The following is a 20,834-nucleotide window of genomic DNA, read 5'->3' on the forward strand; positions in this document are numbered from 1 at the left end:
TTATTATGAGTAATCGAGCTATTTATGACTAGTCAATCTGTCATCTCTATTAAAAATCTCGACCACCATTTTGGCCATAATTCACTCCGTAAGCAAGTTCTATTTAATATCAACTTAGAGATTAACGCTGGTGAAATTATTATTATGACCGGGCCCTCTGGTTCTGGAAAGACTACTTTACTAACCTTAGTGGGTGGATTGCGTTCTGCTCAATCTGGTAGTTTGCAGGTGTTGGGACGAGAACTTTGTGGCGCTAGTGCTGAACAACTAGTGCAGGCGCGACGGCATAACGGTTATATTTTCCAAGCACATAACTTGCATGGTAGTTTAACGGCACTCCAAAACGTCAAAATGGCTTTGGAATTACACAAATATCTTGGGTTAAAAAAGATGCTAGTGAGATCGGCCCAGATGCTAGAGCAGGTAGGATTAGGAAATCATTTGGATTACTATCCTGATAAACTGTCTGGGGGACAAAAACAAAGAGTAGCGATCGCTCGTGCCTTAGTCAGTCATCCTCAAATAATTTTAGCGGATGAACCCACCGCCGCCCTTGACAGCCAATCGGGACGAGATATAGTCAATCTCATGCAAAAACTGGCAAAAGAACAAGGCTGTACAATCTTGATGGTGACTCATGACAACCGCATCCTAGACATTGCCGATCGCATCGTTGAGATGGAAGATGGCAAACTCAAGTCAAAATTCAAACTATCAGCTTAGAGTTGATGCTTTGTACTAGCTCAACCAAAACGAACTTACCTCAAGAATAAGCCCCATGTCTCAACTGCTAAAATTCTAAACCAGAAAAAGCTGCAAAATCACACACCTTGAAAGGGCCAGTCCTAATTTCATCCTTTTGCTCAAGAATTCGGATTATAGCTTCAATTAATTTCCCTGAACGATGCCAGTCAAACCCGTGGCGGTGAAAATTGAACATCGCGACTGCGGCAAGTATATCAGCCAGATCCTGTGTCAATTGACCAAGATGCTGAAGATTAACTAATTCCTTTGCAAGCATGTCGTTTGCTGTTGCATATTTTTGTAATACATCAGCTTCTTGTCTTGCTAGGGTTCGAGACTCAGACAAAGTTTTGAGAGAAAGTAGTTCAACTGTTGGAATTGTGGCTTCAGGAGGTGTAGGAATCAAAGCCCTTAAACTGTGCCAAGCTGCCAGAATAGATACTCGATCTGACAAAGCACGGCTAAAAAGATCGTGCAGCACAGTTGGCAGAAGTAAGTCTTTGGGGATAGCACTAAGTTTATGTCGATCGAGATGGTCAAGTATAAGCCATATTGAAGTGTCCGCGTCGAAGTGCTGATGGACATACTTCATCGCTTCCAGCCCACCAAATCGATCGCTCTCAGGTTGATAGTCACTAAAGAAAAATTGATTAATAAAATTCTCACGCTCAAGAGTATACATGAGTTCAGAGATTTGGGCGATCGCTTGTTGTCGATCCACTCTTGTAAAAAAGCGCACCCGGACATCTGGCGGTTTTCTCATAAAGAAGAACCAGCGCAACAAATCATTACTCCGCCAGTCAGCAACCAAAGGTTCGAGCCGAGCAAAAAGGGCGCGAGCGCTTGGTAATGCCTCGTCCTGATGCCTTACGAGTCCCACGTTGAGTTGCACCCAATCCCCGTTTTCCCAGTTTTGACTACTAAATTGTCGATCGTGAATCATTTAGGACTATTATGGCTGCTTTAATTTGTCTGAAATATTTAGATTAGTCTGTAAGCTGTTCGTAACTTTGCCAATGTTAAATCAAGAAAACAAAGGTTGACAATATAAATTGGCTTAAAGCAGCATTACGGCATATCAGCAACTAAAAGTAACATGATTCTCGACAACATCGACCGGATCGAATGGCATTATATTGAGTATTTGGAACCAGCCATGTCAATTGCTTATCGTTTAGGACGTAACCCTTATAATCGTCGATTGGCTAATCTGTTTCCAGCCCCTTCGGTTGATGTTCAGTCCTTGTCGCTGTTGTTGCAAGATGAGACACAAGCACGATCGCATCATTTGGAATGGTTGAATAAATTAGAGGCTGTAAGCCATTCATTGGCGGGTAGTGAAAGCGATCGCCGATACCTTTGAACTACCTATCTTTAAGAATTCGCGGGCAATATCTTGGTCTTGAGCCTATCAAGAATATTCGGGAGTTGAGAAGACGTGAAGCGATGTTGAACAAGTCTCTGGGAGGGAAAGTATAACTTAATTCATATATCTTAAGAGGTTATTTTCAGGAACTGCGATCGCAAATACAGCAGATTTTAAGTTAATGGAGTACACAAACTAAGTCTCAAAGCCAAGCATAAAGCCTGTTTCACTTCTGAATCCTGAATTCTGACTTCTGAATTCTACTGTATCATTACTAAACACTAGCCTGCTCTGACCGAATTAACCGTGCATAAGAACCATCAAGCTGGGACATTTCTTTGTGGTTGCCTCGTTGCACTACTTTACCCTTTTCTAAAACGATGATTTCATCACAGTCGCGGATAGTACTGAGGCGGTGAGCCACAATAATACAAGAACAGCCTCGATGGCGCAGATTTCGGTCAATAATTTTTTCCGTCTCTGCATCTAGGGCGCTGGTTGCTTCGTCCATAATCAGAATTGTCGGATCGTTGACTAATGCACGAGCAATTTCTAAACGCTGGCGCTGTCCTCCACTGAAATTAGCAGCACCCTCAAGTAAGTTGCCTTCATACCCCCCAGGTAAAGCTAAAATGACTTCATGAATGGCAGCATCTTTGCAAGCTCGCACTAATTGAGAATTTGACACTGTATTATCCCATAAGGTCAAGTTATCCCGAACAGTGCCAGCAAACAGAAAAATTTCCTGTTCCATCATTGCCAGAGAATTAGAAAGTATCGCCTTAGTAATTTGCTCTCTGGGCATACCATCAAAGAGAATTTCTCCCGACCAAGGTTGATACAGTCCCGCTACTAATTTGGCAACTGTTGATTTACCAGAACCACTACTACCAACTAAGGCTACTCGCTGTCCTGGTTTTAGTTGAAAACTCAGGTCTTGAATTAGAGGCCCATCTGTTCGTGAGTAACCAAATGTCACATTTTTTAATTCTACATATCCCTTAAGTTCGCAGGATGAAGCATTTTGTAAGGGTTTGGCTGTTGAGGTATGTAAATTATTATGACTGTCCAATTCTGGATCGGTTGCATTTTGTAACACATCATCCAGCCGATTTAAGTCTCCTTCTAGTTCCTGTAAGGTGCTGCCGAAATTAACCAGAGAGTTGACTGGAGTCAAAAAGCTAGTCATTAAACTTTGGAAAGCAACCAACATCCCGATGCTGAGATGCCCATCCATGACTCGTAGACCCCCAATAACTAAAACTAATAGGGAACTTAAACTAGTCAATAAAATAGGTAAAACGCCTAGTACTTGATTAGTGATGCCTAATTCCTGCTGACCGTTGATAAATTTTGTGTAGTAACCCGACCAACGGGAGAAAAAATCAGATTCCAACGCTGATGCTTTGAGGGTTTCCATACTTTGAAGGGCAGCAATTTCTGTACCTGCAACTTTGCCTCTATCTTGGATGATTCGCATATAAATATCTGTACGCTGCCGGGAAATCCACTGCAATGTCAATATATTAATCGCCGCAAAACAGATACCGATCGCAGTCAGTATGCCATCATAAGTAAACATAACTATGGCGTAAAATACTACCATCACGGTATCAATCACAGTCCTAGCCAATTGCCCCGATAATACTTCCGCAACTTTAGTATTGATATTGATTCGACTGCTAATTTCTCCAGCAAATCTTTGGGAATAAAATGATACTGGCAAGCGCAGAATATGGTGGATAAATTGCCCGGACATTTCCACCGATAACTTAATATTTAGCTTTCTCAGAAACCGTCTTTGTAGTAATGTCAACAAGACTTGAAGAATCACAGTGATTGTCATTCCCAAAATCAATGGGCGCAACCAATCTGTACGATTTTCTACCAGAACATTATCGACAAAAATCTGATTAAAAACTGGTAAAACTAACCCTGGAATAACTAGAAAAAATCCTGCCAGAAAACAATAGAGAATGGCTCCCCAAGAACCCCGCAAACGGTCAATAAGTGCGCCTATTAAGCTAGGTTTGCGACCCCCACGTTGGAATTCTGGGCCTGGTTCCATCACCAGGACAACCCCTGTATAGGCTTCATCAAATTCTTTGAAGGAGACTCGCCTCGGCCCCGTACCTGGGTCGTTGAGATAAACCCAATCTTTTTTAAATCCTTCTACTACTAAGAAATGATTAAAATTCCAGAAAACAATGTATGGCAGACGAAGTTCTTGTAATTGTGCCAACTGCTTTTTAAAACCTTTGGCTTGCATACCGTAATTTCTTGCAGCTTTGATCATGTTTGAGGCTTTGCTACCATCACGAGAAACCCCACAATTTTGTCGCAGTTCTGCTAAAGGCACAATTTTGCGATGGTAGGCCAAAATAATCCCGAAAGCTGCTGCTCCACACTCTACTGCTTCCATTTGCAATAGGGTGGGAGTTTTGACGCGGGAAGGCATCTTAATTTGTGCTGTTTCTAGGTCTGATAATGGGGCTTTTTTACGTAAGGGATTGAGGTTTTGAATTGAGGAAATTAATTGCTGAATCAATTGCACAAGACTATTTTTAAAATTTTAGTTAATGCCAGTAAATTCTCGTAGAATGGGCAAGACATAAGTAATTGGTGCCTGCTCTGCTACTTTAACCCGGACACTGGTAGTTGTCCCGGTAGAAATGTTTAATTTTGGGCCTTGTGATGAAGACCAGCGATAACCGCTAAAGGTAGATGGAGCTATTTCCATTTCTGCTCGCACTTCAATGTCTCCACCGCCAGTTGACAAGATGTTGGTTACTAAATCAGAGTTGCCAATTACAGACTTTGCACCTTCTTTAGTCACAGGTAAGGGGGAAACGGAGGCAACTTTACCGACAATGCCGCCAAAGCGTTCTCTTTTCACGGACGTGGGGGTGATTTGCATCATCATTCCTGGTTGAATCTGCTTACCATCTTGGACATTAAAGTAGGAGACGGCAATTAGTGGAGTGTTTTTGTTGCCGATGTTCAGGGTGACAAGGGGAGTTTTGGGACTAGTAACTTGTCCCAAAAAACCAGTTACTTCTAATACACAGCCATTACTAGGGCTAACAATCTGACTATTATCTAATATTTGTTTTTCTAATTGAGCGATCGCTCGATTAACTTCTTGAATTTGATTAATTTTTGTATTGAGATTTTCGGCGTTTTCTTGCTCAGTCCGTTGGCTCTTAGTATCTAAATCTTTTAATTGCGCTTGCAGTTCGCTTACAGAACTTAAATTTTGTAAGTATCTCTGCTGTGCTTCTGTTTCTTGTACATCTAACTGTTTAAGCTGCGCTCTGAGATCGTATAGGGTCTGCATTCCCTGTGTATATTCTTGCTGTGCTTGTAGATATGTATCTTTAGAAATAGCTCCCGCATCTGCGAGTTGCTGGCGCTTTTGCAATCTATCTTTCAGTATAGGTACGATCGCTACAGCATCATTGAGTCGTTGCTGCAAACTGATGCGCTGTTCGCGGATGGCATTTAAGCCTTTTTCATAAAACGCAGGTGTGAGAGTCTGAGTATCCCGCAAACGTTGAAGATAATTAACTCTAGAAGATGCGATCGCTTCTTTTTCTTTAACAGTACGTTGTCGCTGAAGCAACGATGAATTTTGTTCTTGTGTTTGTAATTGCCCTAGTTTTGAGCGTTGCAGTTGCAATTGCTGCTTGAGATCCGTCGGATCGATCGTTGCTAGGACATATCCTCGATCTATACATTGTCCTGTTTTGACATTCAGACTTTTTAGCTGTCCTGAAATTGGCGACTCAAAAGTGACAACTTGATTAGGTTGAATGAGTATTCCTTTTCCTGTTACCGTCACAGGAATACGTCCAAAAATACTCCAAATTAACCCCAGTAATACAAAACTACCCAGCGTCGCCAAAGGCAGCCAATCTAAAGGGTTGACTACCTGCATTAACTGATCCAATCTTTCTGGAGAAGATAAACGATCCAGTGATTCTTTGCGAAATATACTATCTTGATTTTCAGCCATTCATTTGTTATTTCGTAATACTTCTCTACGAGAGGCTGCGCCAACGACTGCGCTCAGTACAAGTTCGTAATTAGACTGGAATTGGAGACTAATGAAGCTGCCTCCTGCCCCCTGCCCCCTTCAAGATTGTCGATTCAGACGTTTAATCATCCAGTCAAATCTAGCACCCGCAAGCGCGGTATTGTCTAATGTATCTAAGTTGAGTTCATCTTCAACTTCAATATCTTCTGCTAAGAGTTGGTCTAGTTGGTAAGACAATTTGCCAAATCCACGACGGAAGAGGCGATCGCGAATCCGATCTACTAAAACTACAGCGATCGCTCTGTAAAAACGGGCTGTAAATCCTGCATCTCGCTTTAATTTTTCAGCTAGTTTCTGTTGTGGTAAAGCTAGTAATACAGAAGATTCTGCTGCCTTGACTGTGGCAGAGGCGGTTGTTGCTTCGACAAAAGACATTTCCCCCAAAATTTCGCCTTTGACTGATTGAGCAATTTCTCTTTCGGCAAGTTTATTGTGTGGGGTGGTAACAAAAACTCCTAACTTCCCATCTAACAATATATATAATGCTTCAACAGGTTTTCCTTCTTCAATTAGCACCTTACCTGGATTGACTTTAGTTCTTACTCCTTGGGAAATCATCCAATCAATATCGCCATCATCCAAAATAGCGAACACAAACAAAACTTTTCGCAGTGGCTCTCCTGGAAGTACTTTGTTCTTAGTCAGAAAATCAGTCAGTCTCCGCAATTGCTGTGAAAGTAAAACAGACAGCATTTGATAAAAACTGGCGGCAAATTTTGTATCGTATTCTAACTTTTTGACTAATAATTCTCTTGGCAGTGCTAATACTCGTGAGGGTTCCAGAGCTATCAACGTGCTAGCTGGATAAGCATTATCTATTAAAGATAATGCTTCTACAATTTCCCCTGGCGATACGCGATCGATTTCTTGTGCGTCTTTTACATTGCCTGTGGGAGAAACACAAATACTTAATCCTCCCTCTAGCAAAATTTCTACCGTATCAACAATTTCTTTACCTTCTTGAATCAGAACTTCACCAATAGGATGCTCTCTACATCGGCCAACACTGAGCATCCAATCAATATCACTTTCTCTGAAAGCAGCAAAATTCGGAGTATTAACCAGGATTTGTCTAATCATAAGATTTAAACTTGGTTATGAGTGGGAATAAATCATTTGTTACAGCAAAATAGAGCTTTTTGTTAGTTTTCTTGAAGTTTTCAACCTAGGTGTCTGACAGAAGTAGTAAAAATTCAGTCAAAACAAGGTTTTTCAGAAAAGGGGTGGAGTTGCATCAGAAGCTATAGGACTCATATTTGATTTTTGAAAAACCAGGTTTCTTGCTCAGTATACTTAGCAAGATTCAAGTAGAATTCTTATAGAGTTACCAGACAACTATAGCAATCGTTCTATTCTTTGTCATTAAAGTTACTTACAAAACTTTACGTATTTTCTCTGGAACGATTCAGAATTACTATACCCTTGTTTATAGTAAATTCTACGGGCTTCATTTTTTTGGTGAAATCTTTAACAAAGTTTTTAGACAAAAGTTAATATAGGTTTTATGATTGGTAATTAATTTAACTCAATATTACTTTTTCGGGCGATCGCAAATATTTGTCTTTGTTAGATGATTGAAAATTAATAGGACTTAATATGAATTTAATCCAAAAGTTTGGAGAATTTCCAGCATTTTCTATATCTCTGGTATTAGTGATTTCTAGTTTCCCCAGAATCGCGATCGCTGAATCACCAATTTCACTTAAATTCCACAGATTCCAGAGTTGGCAAATTAGTCAGAAGTTTATCCCACCAAATCGAAAAGCACCACAAACTACGGCTGGTGGTGCAAGTCGTGGTGGTGGTTCCTGCTTTTTAGAGAGTAAAGAAACTTTAACTCCCTTAATGCCTGCGAATAAATCAGGTTTAACCTTTGCAGAACGTCCGACATTTTACTGGTTTGTACCGCAGACAGCAGTAGAAACTGCTCGCTTTTCACTTCTAGATGGTGAGGATATAGTCTACGAAACGACTTTTAAACTTCCTAAGCAATCAGGAATTATTGGTTTTACTCTCCCGGCAGAAGCGCCAAGTCTCAAAGTTGGTAAACAGTATCACTGGTATATGGCGATCGCTTGCGGTGCAGACAAACTAGCAGAGGAAATCGCTGTTGATGGTTGGGTAGAACGAATTCAACCCACTCCTGATTTATCGAAGCAGATAGCTAGGACAAATCCCAAACAACTGTCCCAAGTGTATGCCACATCTGGTATTTGGTACGAACTGGTGCATACTTTAGTAGAGCAACGTCTTGCCAATCCTAGCGATCGCACAGTCATGGCTAATTGGCAAGCATTATTGGAGTCAGTCGGTTTAAAAAATTTAGTTTCCAAACCTTTAGTAGATATCTGCAATGACAAGACTAAGTAATTTATGTGGAGAAACATCAAACGAAAACTTTGGCAATGGCGCGGTGTCTTCATTGCTGCTCCCAGCGCGGGAGCATTGGTGTTTATTCTGCGTTTGAGTGGATTATTGCAGATGTTGGAATTGGCAGCGCTGGATCAAATGTTTCTGTTACGTTCTCCAGAACCTATCGATCCGCGCATTGTCATTGTAGAAATTAATGAATCTGATGTCCAAAAACTTGGTAAGCGCGGTTATTGGCCTCTGCCTGACGGCTTGCTAGCACAAGTTTTAGAGAAATTAAAACAACAAAAACCCAGTGCTATCGGTTTGGATTTATATCGAGATTTACCAGTCGGTTTTGGACATCAATCCTTAGTTAAAGTGTTTGAGTCTACACCAAATTTAGTTGGTGTCCAAAAAGTAGCCCAGAGTGAAGATAGTTCGGCGGTAGCACCACCACCAGCGCTGAAAAAACTCGATCGAGTGGGTGCAAATGATTTTCCTTTAGATGGGGATGGCAAAATTCGCCGTAGTTTGATGTATTTGGCAGATCAAAATGGCGAAAATGTGTTTAGTTTTGCTTTTAAACTTGCCTACCTTTATCTGAGCGATCGCAAAATTGATGTCGGACAAACAGAAGATTATTTGGTAAAAACAGGTAATGTGATTTACCCCTTATTTCAAGGAAATGATGGTGGTTACATTCGGGCTGAAGACCAAGGTTATCAAATACTAATAAATTATCGTGGTTCTAGAGACAAATTTCAACACATATCTATTATGGATGTGTTAGAAAATCGGATCTCCAAAGATTTATTAAAGGGGCGGATTGTGTTGATTGGCCCCACAGCCGAAAGTCTCAAAGACCTATTTTATACACCTTACAGCAGTACTATATTAACAGCACCAAAACGGATGTCTGGTGTAGCGATTCATGCCAATGCCATCAGTCAAATTTTAAGCGCTACTTTAGATAATCGTTCGTTAATCAAAACATGGAGCAAACTCCAAGAATGGTTATGGATTTCTGTGTGGTCACTAATTGGTGCAATCTTAAGATGGCAACAACGATATAGCAGTGGCTCTAAAAGAAAATCCTTATTACCTTTGATTAGCATTTTGCTAGCTGGTTGCTGTCTTATGGGTAGTAGTTATTTAGCTTTTATCGCAGGTTGGTGGATTCCTGTAGTTCCATCATTAATCGCATTAATTGTTTCGGCACTTGCTGTGACTGCCTATATTGCCATGACTGCGGGAGAAATTCGGAAAACCTTTGGTCGTTATCTCACCGATGAAGTAGTTGCTAATTTATTAGAAAATCCTGAAGGTTTAAAACTAGGCGGTGAACGGAAAAAAATTACTATTCTCACTTCTGATTTAAGAGGCTTTACCGCTACGGCGGAGAGATTATCTGCTGAAGAAGTAATTAAAATAATCAACTTTTATTTAGGATATATGGCAGATGTTATCACTCAGTATCATGGCACGATTGATGAGTTTATGGGTGATGGAATTTTAGTTTTGTTCGGCGCTCCTATTAGTAGAGAAGATGATGCTATGAGAGCGATCGCCTGTGCTGTGGCAATGCAGTTGGCAATGGAACCAGTAAATAAAAAAATCCAGCAAATGGGATTACCAAAGCTAGAAATGGGTATTGGGATTAATACAGCAGAAGTAGTAGTTGGTAATATTGGTTCGGAAAAACGGACTAAATATGGAATTATCGGTAATCAAGTTAATTTAACCTATCGGATTGAATCTTATACAGTCGGCGGTCAAATTTTTATTTCGGAATCAACTATTAAAGAGGCTGGTTCGATTATCAAACTTATTGGACATAAAGAAGTCCAAGCAAAAGGAGTGAAGGAACCGATAAAAATTTATGAAGTGGGTGGGATTGCTGGGGAATACAATTTATATCTGGCTCAAGATGAAGAAGAAATTTTCTTGGAACTTTTAGAAGCGATTCCTCTAAAATACGCAGTTTTGGATGGGAAAGATGTTAATAGTACTGTCATTGAGGGAAAGCTAGTGAAGCTGTCAGCTAAGGAGGCGCAAGTATGTTATGACTCAAAAGTAAATTCTCTGGTTTTACAGCCCTTTACTAATCTGAAACTGAACTTATTTATGCAGGGTAATGCCAAAATTAGTGAAGATATCTATGCTAAGGTCTTAGACAAAACAGCAGAACCAAATAATTTTTATATTCGCTTTACCAACCTTCCATTAGAAGTGGTAGGACAATTTAATGCTATACGCCTCCGCCAAAAAACTATTGTACCTCTAACTCCAGATGAGTGATTCCAAATTACTGCTCGCGGGTAATCAATCCCTAATATTAGACAATCCCCAAACAGTTTGGCAAATTGAATCCGGTGCGATCTCTGTGTTTGCTATTCCCATCCAGCAAGGTATTGAAGGCGTTCGCCGTTATCTATTTGGTGTCAATCCGGGAGAAGTATTGTTTGGGGTATCGGCTGATAACCATAAAATTTTGGCGATATCGATAGAAGATACTGTGCTGTTGCAAATATCTGCACAGGAATGTGAGGAAGGGATAAGACAGGAGAAAGACGAGGCAGAAAGTTTGCTTCAGTTAGTACAGATTTGGGAGAAAAATATTCAAAGTTGTGTGGGCGATCGCTCTTCTATTCCAACAGTTTTTTCCCACCCTGAAAACCTTACCAACTGGAACGCCATCCAAGTTACTCTGAGTGAACTGCACGATAATTTGTGCGAAATTCTGACTCAAATAGAACAGGAAGAGTCGGCAACAAAATGGACTCAATTCCAAGCACGGGAACAACTTAACTCTCAGGCAAAAGTCAATGCTTTAGGAGAATTAGCATCAGTCCTCAAACCCAAGCAAGCCGAACTGATGCAGACAGGTACACCACTGCTGATTGCCGCAGGTGCAGTGGGAAGGGCATTAGGAATTAAGATTTTGCCACCTGTACGTTCTGAAGACATGAATCGGATTAAAGAACCATTAGAAGCGATCGCGCGTGCATCCCGGATTCGCATCCGCCGAGTATTACTCAATGACCGATGGTGGCAAAAAGATAGCGGCCCTTTATTGGCATACACTAATCAGGATAATTTTCCTGTTGCACTGCTACCAGCAGGGGTAGGAAAGTACGAAATCTTTGACCCCCAGAAGCACGTTCGCATCCCTGTAAACAAGGATACTGCCCAGCAACTAGCTCCTTTTGCCCATGTATTTTATCGTCCCATACCCGAAAATAATGTAACTGCGATCGACTTACTTCTATTTGCCTTCAAGGGGAAAATTCGAGAACTGGTTGTTATCTTCCTTACTGGTGTTGTTGGTGCATTGCTAGGAATGTTAACCCCCTTAGCAACCGCCATCCTCATCGATTCCGTCATTCCCGATGCAGACAGAGGGTTGTTAATGCAAATTGGATTGGGTCTGATAGCCGCCACCTTTGGTACGATAATTTTTCAAATCGCCCAAGGTTTTGCCGGTCTGAGATTAGAAAGTAAAGCTAGTTTAGACTCCCAAGCAGCCTTATGGGATAGATTGTTTAATCTGCGGGTATCTTTCTTTCGTGAATATTCAATTGGAGATTTGCAATCTCGTGTTTCTGCGGTAACACAAATTCGTCAGAAACTCAATGACACAGTGCTACGCACTGTTTTTACTAGCTTCTTCTCTCTACTTAATCTGGGATTGTTATTTATCTACAGTTCCAGCCTAGCTTTAGTTGTAGTAGCAGTAGCGCTAGTTGCAATTATCTTCACTACGATCTCAAGTGTACTTAGTCGCCAAAAATTGCGTGCTTTAGAAGAAATAGAGGGGGAAATTTTTGGTTTTACTGTACAGATGGTTGCTGGTGTTTCCAAACTCAGAGTCAGCAATGCAGAAGACCGGGCTTTTGCCTACTGGGCAAAAAAGTATAGTCAGCAGCTAAAACTCAAGTTGAGTACAGAGGTAATTGAAGATGTTTTAGCGATATTTAACACCGCCATGCCAACTGTCAGTTCGATAATTATCTTTTGGCTGGCAGTTACGTTAATTACACAAGCCCCATCTCAAAGCCAAACAGGATTATCTACAGGTACATTTCTGGCATTTAATTCTGCCTTTGCCATATTTATTGCTGGGGCAACTCAGCTGAGTAACACCATAGTCAGCATATTAGATATCAGCATTTTCTGGGAACGTGCAAAGCCCATCTTTCAGGCTCAACCAGAAATCGACCTGAGCAAAAGCGATCCGGGGCGGTTAACAGGTAAAGTAAAAGTCGATCGCGTGACGTTCCGTTACCGCGAAGATGGGCCCCTCAATTTAGATGATTTGACGATTGAAGCAGATCCAGGAGAATTGATTGCTTTGGTAGGGCCTTCTGGTAGTGGCAAATCAACGATTATTAGGCTGCTATTGGGATTTGAAACGCCAAAAGATGGCACTATTTACTACGATGGTCAAGACTTATCCGGCTTAGATACATCAGCAGTGCGTCGGCAGATTGGTGTAGTGCTGCAAAATGGTCGCATCAATAGCGCCTCGATATTTGAAAACATTTCTAGTGGCGCATTAGTAACAATGGATGAAGCTTGGGAAGCAGTACGGATGGCTGGATTTGCCGATGATATTAAGTCAATGCCAATGGAGATGCACACAGTCATTTCGGAGGGGGGTACAAATCTCTCTGGTGGGCAACGTCAAAGGCTACTAATTGCTCGTGCTTTAGTATTAAAACCGAGAATTATAATTTTTGATGAAGCTACCAGTGCTTTAGATAATCGTACTCAAGCCATAGTTAGTACCAGCTTAGACCAGTTAGGAGTAACGCGCATAATTATCGCCCATCGCCTCAGTACCATCCGCAACGCCGACCGAATTTATGTGATTGAAGCCGGTCGAGTTGTCCAGCAAGGTAGGTTTGAAGAATTAGTGAATCAAAAGGGGTTATTTGCTAATCTGATGGCACGACAAATGACGTAAGCGTTCAGGGTCGAATGGACTAAAAACTGCTCTAAGCTATGTAGGATAATTACTTAGGACTTACGCAAAACTACACGGGGTAGTAGCAATTCCTGAATTGTAAAGTTTTGTGTAAGTCCTGTTACTACAGCTTTTAAGCTATTGAACAGTAGAGGGCAAGTGCAACGCCCTTTGGACTACCCGCAGCGCTGTGCCTTCCAGAGATTGTGGAATTAGCCCGGATTTCTCACACAGACTGAGAAAAAAGGGGTCAAAAACTGCTAAAAGCTATAGAAGCTTTACGGAAATATATCGATCTAAATCTAAATAAATCAGTAATTTTCATGAAGCTTCAAAGATAAACTTTAGCTAGAATTGCCTGTAAATACGCTCAACCTCTTATTAGATTAAGCAACTTTTTAGTTACCGATCAATTATTTACAATTAATTATTGGTTAACATCACTTTATCTACTGATGAACAAATTGAATAACCAAATACTAAATATTCATCGGTTGCGTCTGGTTCCATATCTGGCAATGGGCGGCCTAATTTTTTATTTCAATTCCAACCTAGATTTTAACTACATAGTCAAAGGTTATTTAGTCTTAATGGAATCTCAGCTATGTATAATAATTATTTATTTTATAACAGCAAGAATTACTAGTAAACCACATAAATAATTAGAGAATAAAACAATTGATTGGATTGTCCGCCAATAGATATTTATTAGAGTTAATTAAGGAAGGAAATGTCATGAAGACTAAATCTACAGCTATTCTGCTTTGCTTTCTTGGTGGGTGGCTGGGAGTTCACAAATTTTATCTAGGACAAAATCTTGAAGGTGTTTTATACTTATTGTTTTTCTGGACTTGTATTCCATCTTTAATAGCCTTTGTTGAGTTCTTTGTACTAGTTCTCATGTCAGATGCCGAATTCAATATAAAGTATAATCAAAGTATCGCAAGCGCAAGTGGGCCAATATCTGCTAAAGATGCAACTAGTGCGCTAGCTGATTTGAAAAATCTTTTTGATTCTGGTGTAATTACCGCAGAAGAGTATGAAGAAAAGCGCCAAAATCTTCTGAAATCTTTGTAAATCTAAATCATTGGTTGATTTCCTGTGTCACAATCTAAATCTTGGTTTCAACAAACTCCTGTTTGGGTGTGGTTATCATTAATTCCGACATTTGGGGGATTTGCTATTGCCTATGCCGGTTATAAATCCAAGACTAATACTTGGATTGTATTAGGGATTAGCACCTCTATTTTAGCTTTAGCTTTATCTGCAAATAGTCTAGCCGTTGTGATTTGGATGGCTCAGATTGGCATTGCTTTGTACCTCAAAAAAGCTTTCTTAGTCAAACTTTATCCGAAGAATTTACCAATTCCTGAAGAACAAGAGTTAGCAAACTTAGTTGCCAGTACTCGTGATAAAATAGATATTAATGAATGCTCTAAAAATGAACTAGTTAACTATTTAGGGCTGCCCATAGTTTATGCAAATAATATTGAATCCCTGATGAATGAGGGATATGTTTTCACTCATGTTGAAGAATTAACAGAAGTAGCTGGAATTCCAGAAAAGCAGGTAGCTAGAATTACACCGCTAATTACTTTTAGCTATAACTATAAAAAAGAAGCTGAGTATTCTTGGAAACGATTAAATACATATTCAACTCCAGAATTAATTACTTGTGGACTGGATGGAGCGATCGCAGAACAAATTGTTGCAGAAAGGCAACAACGAGGTGAGTATAAATCTTTAATTGATGTTAAACAGCGCACTGGATTACCGTTTGCTACTTATCGTCACATAGCTTAGATATCGTCAGGGCAATAAATTAATAATTAATCATCACTTCCTCCTCTCTAACCTTTTTCCACGGAAGTTTGACTGTAAATCGACTACCTTTGCCTAACTGACTTTCGGCGTGGACAGTCCCACCGTGCAACTCGACAATTTTTTGCACCATCACTAATCCTAAACCAGTGCCTGCGGAACGACGGGTAGAAGCATTTTCAACTTGCACGAAAGGTTGAAATAATTGGAAAAGGTCATCGGAAAGCATACCAATACCTGTATCTACCACGCTAAAAAAGATATACTCATTTGTAGAAGTTGGCTGAACTTCGATCCAAACTTTTCCTCCGTCATGAGTAAACTTGACAGCATTACTCAACAGGTTGATAAATACTTGACGAATGCGACGCTCATCAACTTCGATAGGTTCGAGTTCTTCAGGGATTTGTAGACTCAGTTGAATATTTTTTTGTAACGCTAAATTCTTCACGAAACTGAGACTAGAGTCACATAATTCTAGAATCGAAGTAGCAGCTAGTTGCAGTTGGATCTTGCTAGATTCAATGTCGGTAAGCTCAAGGATTTGGTTAATCAATTCTAGTAAGTTCTTACCGCTAGATTCGAGGGTATTTAAGAACTGGCGCTGTTCTTCAGTTACAGTACCGTGGACTTCATTTTGGAGTGCTTCTGCAATCTCCAGAATAGAACTTAAGGGAGTCCTCAGTTCATGGCTCATATTTACTAAAAAGGTCTTTTTGGCACGATTTGCAACTTCGGCAGCTTCTTCAGCCTCACGCAGGGCGGATTCTGCACTTTTGCGATCGCACACTTCTAATGTCAGGGCGACAAATTCAGCAATTGAGCTAACGAAGTTTTGCTCGCTCAGTTCCCATATCCGAGGAATATCAATCTGTTCGTACAATACCGTTCCCACCACTTCGCCCCCAACCCAAATGGAGGTATTAATTAGGGATACAATATTCTTCGGTTCTAGCTGTTCATCCCATAATTCTTGTATCCGTAAATCGGTGCTAGTATCGGTAACGGCGATGATGCGGGCAGATGTCAGAGATTTAAAATAGATGGGATAATCTGCGCGATCGCGTTCTACACCCGCCGAATGTTTCTGATTGCTACGTTCGTAGAGACTTATACATTGTAGTTTGGTGCGTTGGCGCTGCCTATCGGAGATATCGCTATTAAATAACCACACACCCACTTTTTCTACTTCTAAAGCATTGGCAGCTTTCTCAGTGATGATTTTAAATGCTGTTTCTAGATTTCCTTCTGAAATTGCCTTGTGATTTGTTAATTCTGCCAAGGCTCGATTATGCTGTTCCAGTTTTTGCTGGCTGTTAATATTTACTTGAATCTCTTGCTGTAATTCTTGAGTTCGCTGCTTAACTTGCAATTCTAATTCTTCATTTTTAGTAATCTGTGCAGTAAAGGTTTTACGTAAATGCTGCATCATCTCCTTGAAAGATTCACCCAGCACCTCGACTTCTTTAATGCCTTGAATTGCCACCGATTCTTCAACCTTGGTAAAATCAGCTAAATCTTTTGTCGCCGTGCTGAAGTAGAGAATTGGCACAGTTATCCAACGGGCGGCGATAATTCCTAGTAAAGTAGCTAATCCTAATGCTCCCAGACAGAGAAAAATTGTAGTTTGAGTGTTGCGATCGATTTGTCCCATAAAGTCTGCTTCTGGGACAGCTACTACAATCAACCAGTTGACATTTGGTTCGCCCTGTAACGGTCTAATTTCTAAAAATTGTCGTTTGCCGTCAAAAGAGAAATCTAGTTGCTGTAAACTCTGAATCTGGTCAAAGTTACTAAATTTAGTTTCTAAATATTTAGCGCTGGCTTGAGTAAAAGCATTCCTGCTTTGGGAAGCTGCCAACCGAATCGGTTTACCATTTTGGAGGCGGAATGGTTCTTCGGTTGTGGAACTTGCGACTAATAGCCCCGATCGCTCGATAATAAAAACTTGCCCAGACTTGCCAACTTTAATATTTTGTAGCAAATCCCCAATTTGTGATACGTGAGTTAGAGTGCTGTTGACACCGAGTAACTCACCTTGAGAGTCATATATAGGTTGAGATGCACTAATTAGAAGCGTTGGTTCGGTGATGGAAGTAAAAATCTGACTAAAGCTGAATTTTTTGGCAGTAACTGCTGCTTGATAACTAGGACGCGATCGCGCATCATAGTTTTTGATTACCTCTGGTAGTTGGGTACGTTGACCAAGAGAGTCAATTTTGTAGGTGTAAAGGTCGGAACCAGTTGACTTATCGGCTTTTCTGAGTAAATATTGGCGATCGTTGAGCTTTTCTACCCCTAAATGTTCTTGCTGTTCGTTACTTGCCGTTAAAACAACAGCATCAGGAAAAATCTCTAACTGCTTGATTAAATATAACTCCCAACTAGCCAGATTTTCCATCTTCAGCAACCCGATGTCAATGATATTTTGATTACCGCGCAGTACTTGACGGGGGGTTGAGAGATAAGCCTGTAAATTTTGCTCTACTCGATTAGCGACTTCATAACGCAACTCGCTAGCTACCTCATTGACAGCCTTTTGCCCATTGCGGATTGATAAGTATGCAGTCAATCCCACAGCTAGGAAGATTTGCAGCACAAACAACGCTACGAGAATGCGACGTAGAGGTACGCCTTTAAACAGAGGAAAAACACCACTTTGCCCAGTATTTTTGTTCATAAGCCCACTCTCCCTTCCTATCGTGTAGTAGTGAGTACAACACCTCGACTTCTCTGGCCTGCGGGCTTATGTATAGTTTGTACTCGGTCAGATCAAGTGCCAATATACCACTTCTGGTAAGAGAACAAAACGTTAGGTACTTCCAATTACAAAAATACTCTTAGGGACTTCCAAATAAAAAAATATTCAACTACCTCTTGTGGGGTGGGCAATTTATTTGTTGGAAGTCCCCAAGGAAGACTTATAATTACGAATTACGAATTACGCCTGAGCTACTGCCTCATTAGCAGCTGACAAAAATGGATAGTCTGTATATCCTTTTTCACTGCCACCGTAAAAGGTTGCTTGATTTGGTTCATTTAGTGGTGCATTTAAAGCCAAGCGTCGGGGTAAATCTGGATTTGATATAAATAACGTGCCAAAGGCCACTAAATCGGCTGCTTTGCTTGCCACCACCGCATCGCCTTTTTCACGAGTATAACCGCCATTGACGATGAGCGTACCTGTAAAGCGATCGCGGATATGACTGGTGGGTACAATTATCCCGCCATGTCTAATATCTGCCTCTGTTGCCTCATAAATATGCAGATATGCCAAATTAAATCGGTTCAAGGCTTGAGATGCGTAACCGAATGTTTCCAAGGGATTGGAATCACCTATATCATTAAAAGTCCCACTGGGAGAAAAACGTACCCCAACTCGGTTAGAATCCCACACACTAGTTACCGCCTCAGTCACCTCCAACAGGAATCGGGCGCGATTTTCAATGGAACCGCCATATTTATCTGTCCGTTGATTGGTGCGATCGCGGAGAAATTGATCTATTAAATAACCATTAGCTGAGTGAATTTCTACCCCATCAAACCCAGCGGCTAGAGCATTTGCCGCACCCTGACGGTACTGTTCGACTATCTGCGGTATTTCTGAAGTTTCTAAAGCACGGGGAGTTACAAAGGGTTTAGGCCCCTCATAAGTTGCAGCTTCACCTTTCGGAGCGATCGCAGAAGGTGCTACAGGTAAAACTCCATTTGGTTGTAAGTCTGGGTGAGAAATCCTGCCTACATGCCATAGTTGCAGAAAAATTCTTCCTCCCGCCTGATGTACGGCATCGGTTACTAACTTCCATCCTTCAACTTGTTCTGGCGAATGAATTCCTGGTGTAGCGGGATAGCCTTGTCCTTCAGGAGTTACCTGTGTTGCTTCGGCAATAATCAGTCCGGCGGAAGCACGTTGGACGTAGTAGGTAGCATTCAGTTCGTGTGGTACGTTTCCCTTACCTGCTCTATTTCGGGTTAAGGGTGCCATTACTATCCGGTTAGGTAGTTCCAGATTCCCTAACTGGTAAGAAGAGAATAAGTTGATATCAGTAGTCATGTCGCTTTGCTCCAATTCAAAATTCAAAGTTCAAAATTCAGAACCCCATAGCTGAGACATAAAGGGAACAAGGAGAGGGCTATTCTATTCTCATTTAGCCCGCCTAACAATAAATTCTCAGTCTAAGGGACTTCCAAATAAAAAAATACTCAACTACTTTTTGTGGGGTGGGCAACATGAGCGCCCATATACTAAGGCGGGCAAGATGCCCAGCCCACAAGATTGGGTAATTTATTTGTTGGAAGTCCCTAATAGCGAAAGTCTCTAAAGACCACTAAGAAAAGGTTATTGTCCGTTTTAAGGTAGTCAAAAACTTTAGTTATGGGTTGTTTATGTCTGGAAAGAAAAGTCTTGGTAACAAGGAAAAAGTCTTCCCAATAGCCAATTCTTAATACAGTCCATTCACTAAACAATCGACCGAATAACGCCACCATCTACCCGTAAAGCTGCACCATTAGTTGCTGAAGCTACGGGACTAGAAAGGTAAACTACGATCGCTGCTACTTCTTCATTAGTTGCAAAGCGTTTGATTAGGGAACTTGGACGCACATTTTCAAAAAACTCCGCCTCAACTCGATCGGGACTAATACCACGTTCCTGTGCCAGGTTGGTGATAAACTCTTCAACTCCTTCTGAACGAGTTGGCCCTGGGAGGACAGAGTTTACCGTGACTCCAGTCCCCACAGTCATTTCTGCTAGACCTCTGGCGATCGCAAGCTGCGCTGTCTTTGTTGTGCCATAGTGAATCATTTCGACTGGAATTTGGATACCGGATTCGCTGGAGATAAAAATTATCCGCCCCCAGTTTTGCTCTAGCTGCTTTTGCAGATATCCCCGACTTAAACGAATTCCACTGAGGACGTTAACCTCAAATATGTTTAACCAATCTTCATCAGTAATATCGAAGAAGGTTTTTGGCTCATAAATACCGACATTGTTTATCAAAATATCAACATGAGGAACTTTTTGCAAAAGTTGCTCTATCCCTGATGCAGTACCCGCGTCTGCAACAACACCTGTAAGTTTCGCGTCGGGTGTACTTTGTTGAATTTTAGCGATCGCTTGGGCTACTCTTTCTTCAGAGCGACCGTTGACAATCACTGATGCACCTTCTTGAGCTAACCCTTGGGCGATCGCCAAACCGATACCTGCGGTTGAGCCACTCACCAGCGCGGATTTACCATGCAATTTCAAGTCCATTTCGCTCTTTCCCCGTTAGTTGAAACAGAATGCTCTGGGACTAGGTACTAGGTACTGGGGAGTAGGTACTGGGAGAAGGAGAAAAGTCTGAGCGCCAAAAGTAGGCGCTCAGAACTTTGGAGGGATAAGGGGGACAAAGAATATTGAAGAAGTCTCTCCCCAATCCCCAGCCAAGGGCGTATCTGGCTAGGATTGAGTAGCTTGACTCGCAGTTTGCGTCCTTATGATTCGCTAG

General features: G+C 41.2%; 15 protein-coding genes. 7 read left to right on the forward strand and 8 right to left on the reverse strand.

Annotated features, from left to right (window positions below; genetic code table 11):
* Positions 1 to 24 precede the first annotated feature (24 nt).
* The gene (locus CDG77_RS17605; protein ID WP_094330639.1) at positions 25 to 723 is read left to right on the forward strand and encodes a DevA family ABC transporter ATP-binding protein; all 699 of its coding nucleotides are present in this window, start codon (positions 25 to 27) and stop codon (positions 721 to 723) included.
* Positions 724 to 790: 67 nt separating this feature from the next.
* Here CDG77_RS17605 and CDG77_RS17610 read toward each other — a convergent pair whose 3' ends face one another.
* Entirely contained in the window at positions 791 to 1,687 is an 897-nt protein-coding gene (locus tag CDG77_RS17610; protein ID WP_094330640.1) for a thiopeptide-type bacteriocin biosynthesis protein, read from the reverse strand.
* A 153-nt stretch (positions 1,688 to 1,840) separates the two neighbouring features.
* Here CDG77_RS17610 and CDG77_RS17615 point away from each other — a divergent pair, with 153 nt between their 5' ends.
* Positions 1,841 to 2,107, forward strand: a complete 267-nt coding sequence (locus CDG77_RS17615; protein ID WP_094330641.1) for a hypothetical protein — start codon at positions 1,841 to 1,843, stop codon at positions 2,105 to 2,107.
* 277 nt (positions 2,108 to 2,384) lie between these two features.
* On the opposite strand, the gene CDG77_RS17620 is transcribed toward CDG77_RS17615, so the two are convergent.
* From CDG77_RS17620 to CDG77_RS17630, 3 genes are all read right to left on the reverse strand, one after another.
* Entirely contained in the window at positions 2,385 to 4,568 is a 2,184-nt protein-coding gene (locus CDG77_RS17620) for an NHLP family bacteriocin export ABC transporter peptidase/permease/ATPase subunit (protein ID WP_094330654.1), read from the reverse strand.
* Between the two features lie 114 nt (positions 4,569 to 4,682).
* On the reverse strand, positions 4,683 to 6,125 hold the full coding sequence (locus CDG77_RS17625) for an NHLP bacteriocin system secretion protein (RefSeq protein ID WP_094330642.1): 1,443 nt from the start codon (positions 6,123 to 6,125) through the stop codon (positions 4,683 to 4,685).
* 120 nt (positions 6,126 to 6,245) lie between these two features.
* The gene (locus CDG77_RS17630) at positions 6,246 to 7,286 is read right to left on the reverse strand and encodes a cyclic nucleotide-binding domain-containing protein (protein ID WP_094330643.1); all 1,041 of its coding nucleotides are present in this window, start codon (positions 7,284 to 7,286) and stop codon (positions 6,246 to 6,248) included.
* Positions 7,287 to 7,802: 516 nt separating this feature from the next.
* Here CDG77_RS17630 and CDG77_RS17635 point away from each other — a divergent pair.
* From CDG77_RS17635 to CDG77_RS17655, 5 genes are all read left to right on the forward strand, one after another.
* On the forward strand, positions 7,803 to 8,576 hold the full coding sequence (locus CDG77_RS17635; RefSeq protein WP_094330644.1) for a DUF928 domain-containing protein: 774 nt from the start codon (positions 7,803 to 7,805) through the stop codon (positions 8,574 to 8,576).
* 3 nt (positions 8,577 to 8,579) lie between these two features.
* Positions 8,580 to 10,856 (forward strand): CHASE2 domain-containing protein, encoded by a 2,277-nt coding sequence (locus tag CDG77_RS17640; RefSeq protein WP_094330645.1) that lies wholly within the window; start codon positions 8,580 to 8,582, stop codon positions 10,854 to 10,856.
* Positions 10,849 to 13,524 (forward strand): NHLP bacteriocin export ABC transporter permease/ATPase subunit, encoded by a 2,676-nt coding sequence (locus tag CDG77_RS17645; RefSeq protein ID WP_094330646.1) that lies wholly within the window; start codon positions 10,849 to 10,851, stop codon positions 13,522 to 13,524. Before CDG77_RS17640 ends, CDG77_RS17645 begins: the two co-directional genes overlap by 8 nt.
* Before the next feature lie 735 nt (positions 13,525 to 14,259).
* On the forward strand, positions 14,260 to 14,601 hold the full coding sequence (locus CDG77_RS17650) for an NINE protein (protein ID WP_094330647.1): 342 nt from the start codon (positions 14,260 to 14,262) through the stop codon (positions 14,599 to 14,601).
* 24 nt (positions 14,602 to 14,625) lie between these two features.
* The gene (locus tag CDG77_RS17655; protein ID WP_094330648.1) at positions 14,626 to 15,327 is read left to right on the forward strand and encodes a helix-hairpin-helix domain-containing protein; all 702 of its coding nucleotides are present in this window, start codon (positions 14,626 to 14,628) and stop codon (positions 15,325 to 15,327) included.
* A gap of 19 nt (positions 15,328 to 15,346) precedes the next feature.
* Here CDG77_RS17655 and CDG77_RS17660 read toward each other — a convergent pair whose 3' ends face one another.
* The 4 genes from CDG77_RS17660 to CDG77_RS37670 form a co-directional block, all read right to left on the reverse strand.
* Complete coding sequence (locus tag CDG77_RS17660; RefSeq protein ID WP_094330649.1) at positions 15,347 to 18,025, reverse strand: ATP-binding protein; 2,679 nt, start codon at positions 18,023 to 18,025, stop codon at positions 15,347 to 15,349.
* Between the two features lie 261 nt (positions 18,026 to 18,286).
* Entirely contained in the window at positions 18,287 to 19,399 is a 1,113-nt protein-coding gene (locus CDG77_RS17665; RefSeq protein WP_094330650.1) for an alkene reductase, read from the reverse strand.
* A gap of 405 nt (positions 19,400 to 19,804) precedes the next feature.
* Entirely contained in the window at positions 19,805 to 20,599 is a 795-nt protein-coding gene (locus CDG77_RS17670; protein ID WP_094330651.1) for an SDR family NAD(P)-dependent oxidoreductase, read from the reverse strand.
* Between the two features lie 40 nt (positions 20,600 to 20,639).
* A partial coding sequence (locus CDG77_RS37670; RefSeq protein ID WP_223269850.1) for a hypothetical protein occupies positions 20,640 to 20,834 on the reverse strand: 195 nt, incomplete at its 5' end.

The organism is Nostoc sp. 'Peltigera membranacea cyanobiont' 213 (assembly GCF_002245975.1).
Lineage (GTDB): Bacteria > Cyanobacteriota > Cyanobacteriia > Cyanobacteriales > Nostocaceae > Nostoc.

Coding starts and splice junctions, on each gene's coding strand:
- CDG77_RS17605 (WP_094330639.1), top strand. CDS start 25: ATGACTAGTCAATCTGTCATCTCTATTAAAAATCTCGACCACCATTTT.
- CDG77_RS17610 (WP_094330640.1), bottom strand. CDS start 1,687: ATGATTCACGATCGACAATTTAGTAGTCAAAACTGGGAAAACGGGGAT.
- CDG77_RS17615 (WP_094330641.1), top strand. CDS start 1,841: ATGATTCTCGACAACATCGACCGGATCGAATGGCATTATATTGAGTAT.
- CDG77_RS17620 (WP_094330654.1), bottom strand. CDS start 4,568: ATGCCTTCCCGCGTCAAAACTCCCACCCTATTGCAAATGGAAGCAGTA.
- CDG77_RS17625 (WP_094330642.1), bottom strand. CDS start 6,125: ATGGCTGAAAATCAAGATAGTATATTTCGCAAAGAATCACTGGATCGT.
- CDG77_RS17630 (WP_094330643.1), bottom strand. CDS start 7,286: ATGATTAGACAAATCCTGGTTAATACTCCGAATTTTGCTGCTTTCAGA.
- CDG77_RS17635 (WP_094330644.1), top strand. CDS start 7,803: ATGAATTTAATCCAAAAGTTTGGAGAATTTCCAGCATTTTCTATATCT.
- CDG77_RS17640 (WP_094330645.1), top strand. CDS start 8,580: ATGTGGAGAAACATCAAACGAAAACTTTGGCAATGGCGCGGTGTCTTC.
- CDG77_RS17645 (WP_094330646.1), top strand. CDS start 10,849: ATGAGTGATTCCAAATTACTGCTCGCGGGTAATCAATCCCTAATATTA.
- CDG77_RS17650 (WP_094330647.1), top strand. CDS start 14,260: ATGAAGACTAAATCTACAGCTATTCTGCTTTGCTTTCTTGGTGGGTGG.
- CDG77_RS17660 (WP_094330649.1), bottom strand. CDS start 18,025: ATGAACAAAAATACTGGGCAAAGTGGTGTTTTTCCTCTGTTTAAAGGC.
- CDG77_RS17665 (WP_094330650.1), bottom strand. CDS start 19,399: ATGACTACTGATATCAACTTATTCTCTTCTTACCAGTTAGGGAATCTG.
- CDG77_RS17670 (WP_094330651.1), bottom strand. CDS start 20,599: ATGGACTTGAAATTGCATGGTAAATCCGCGCTGGTGAGTGGCTCAACC.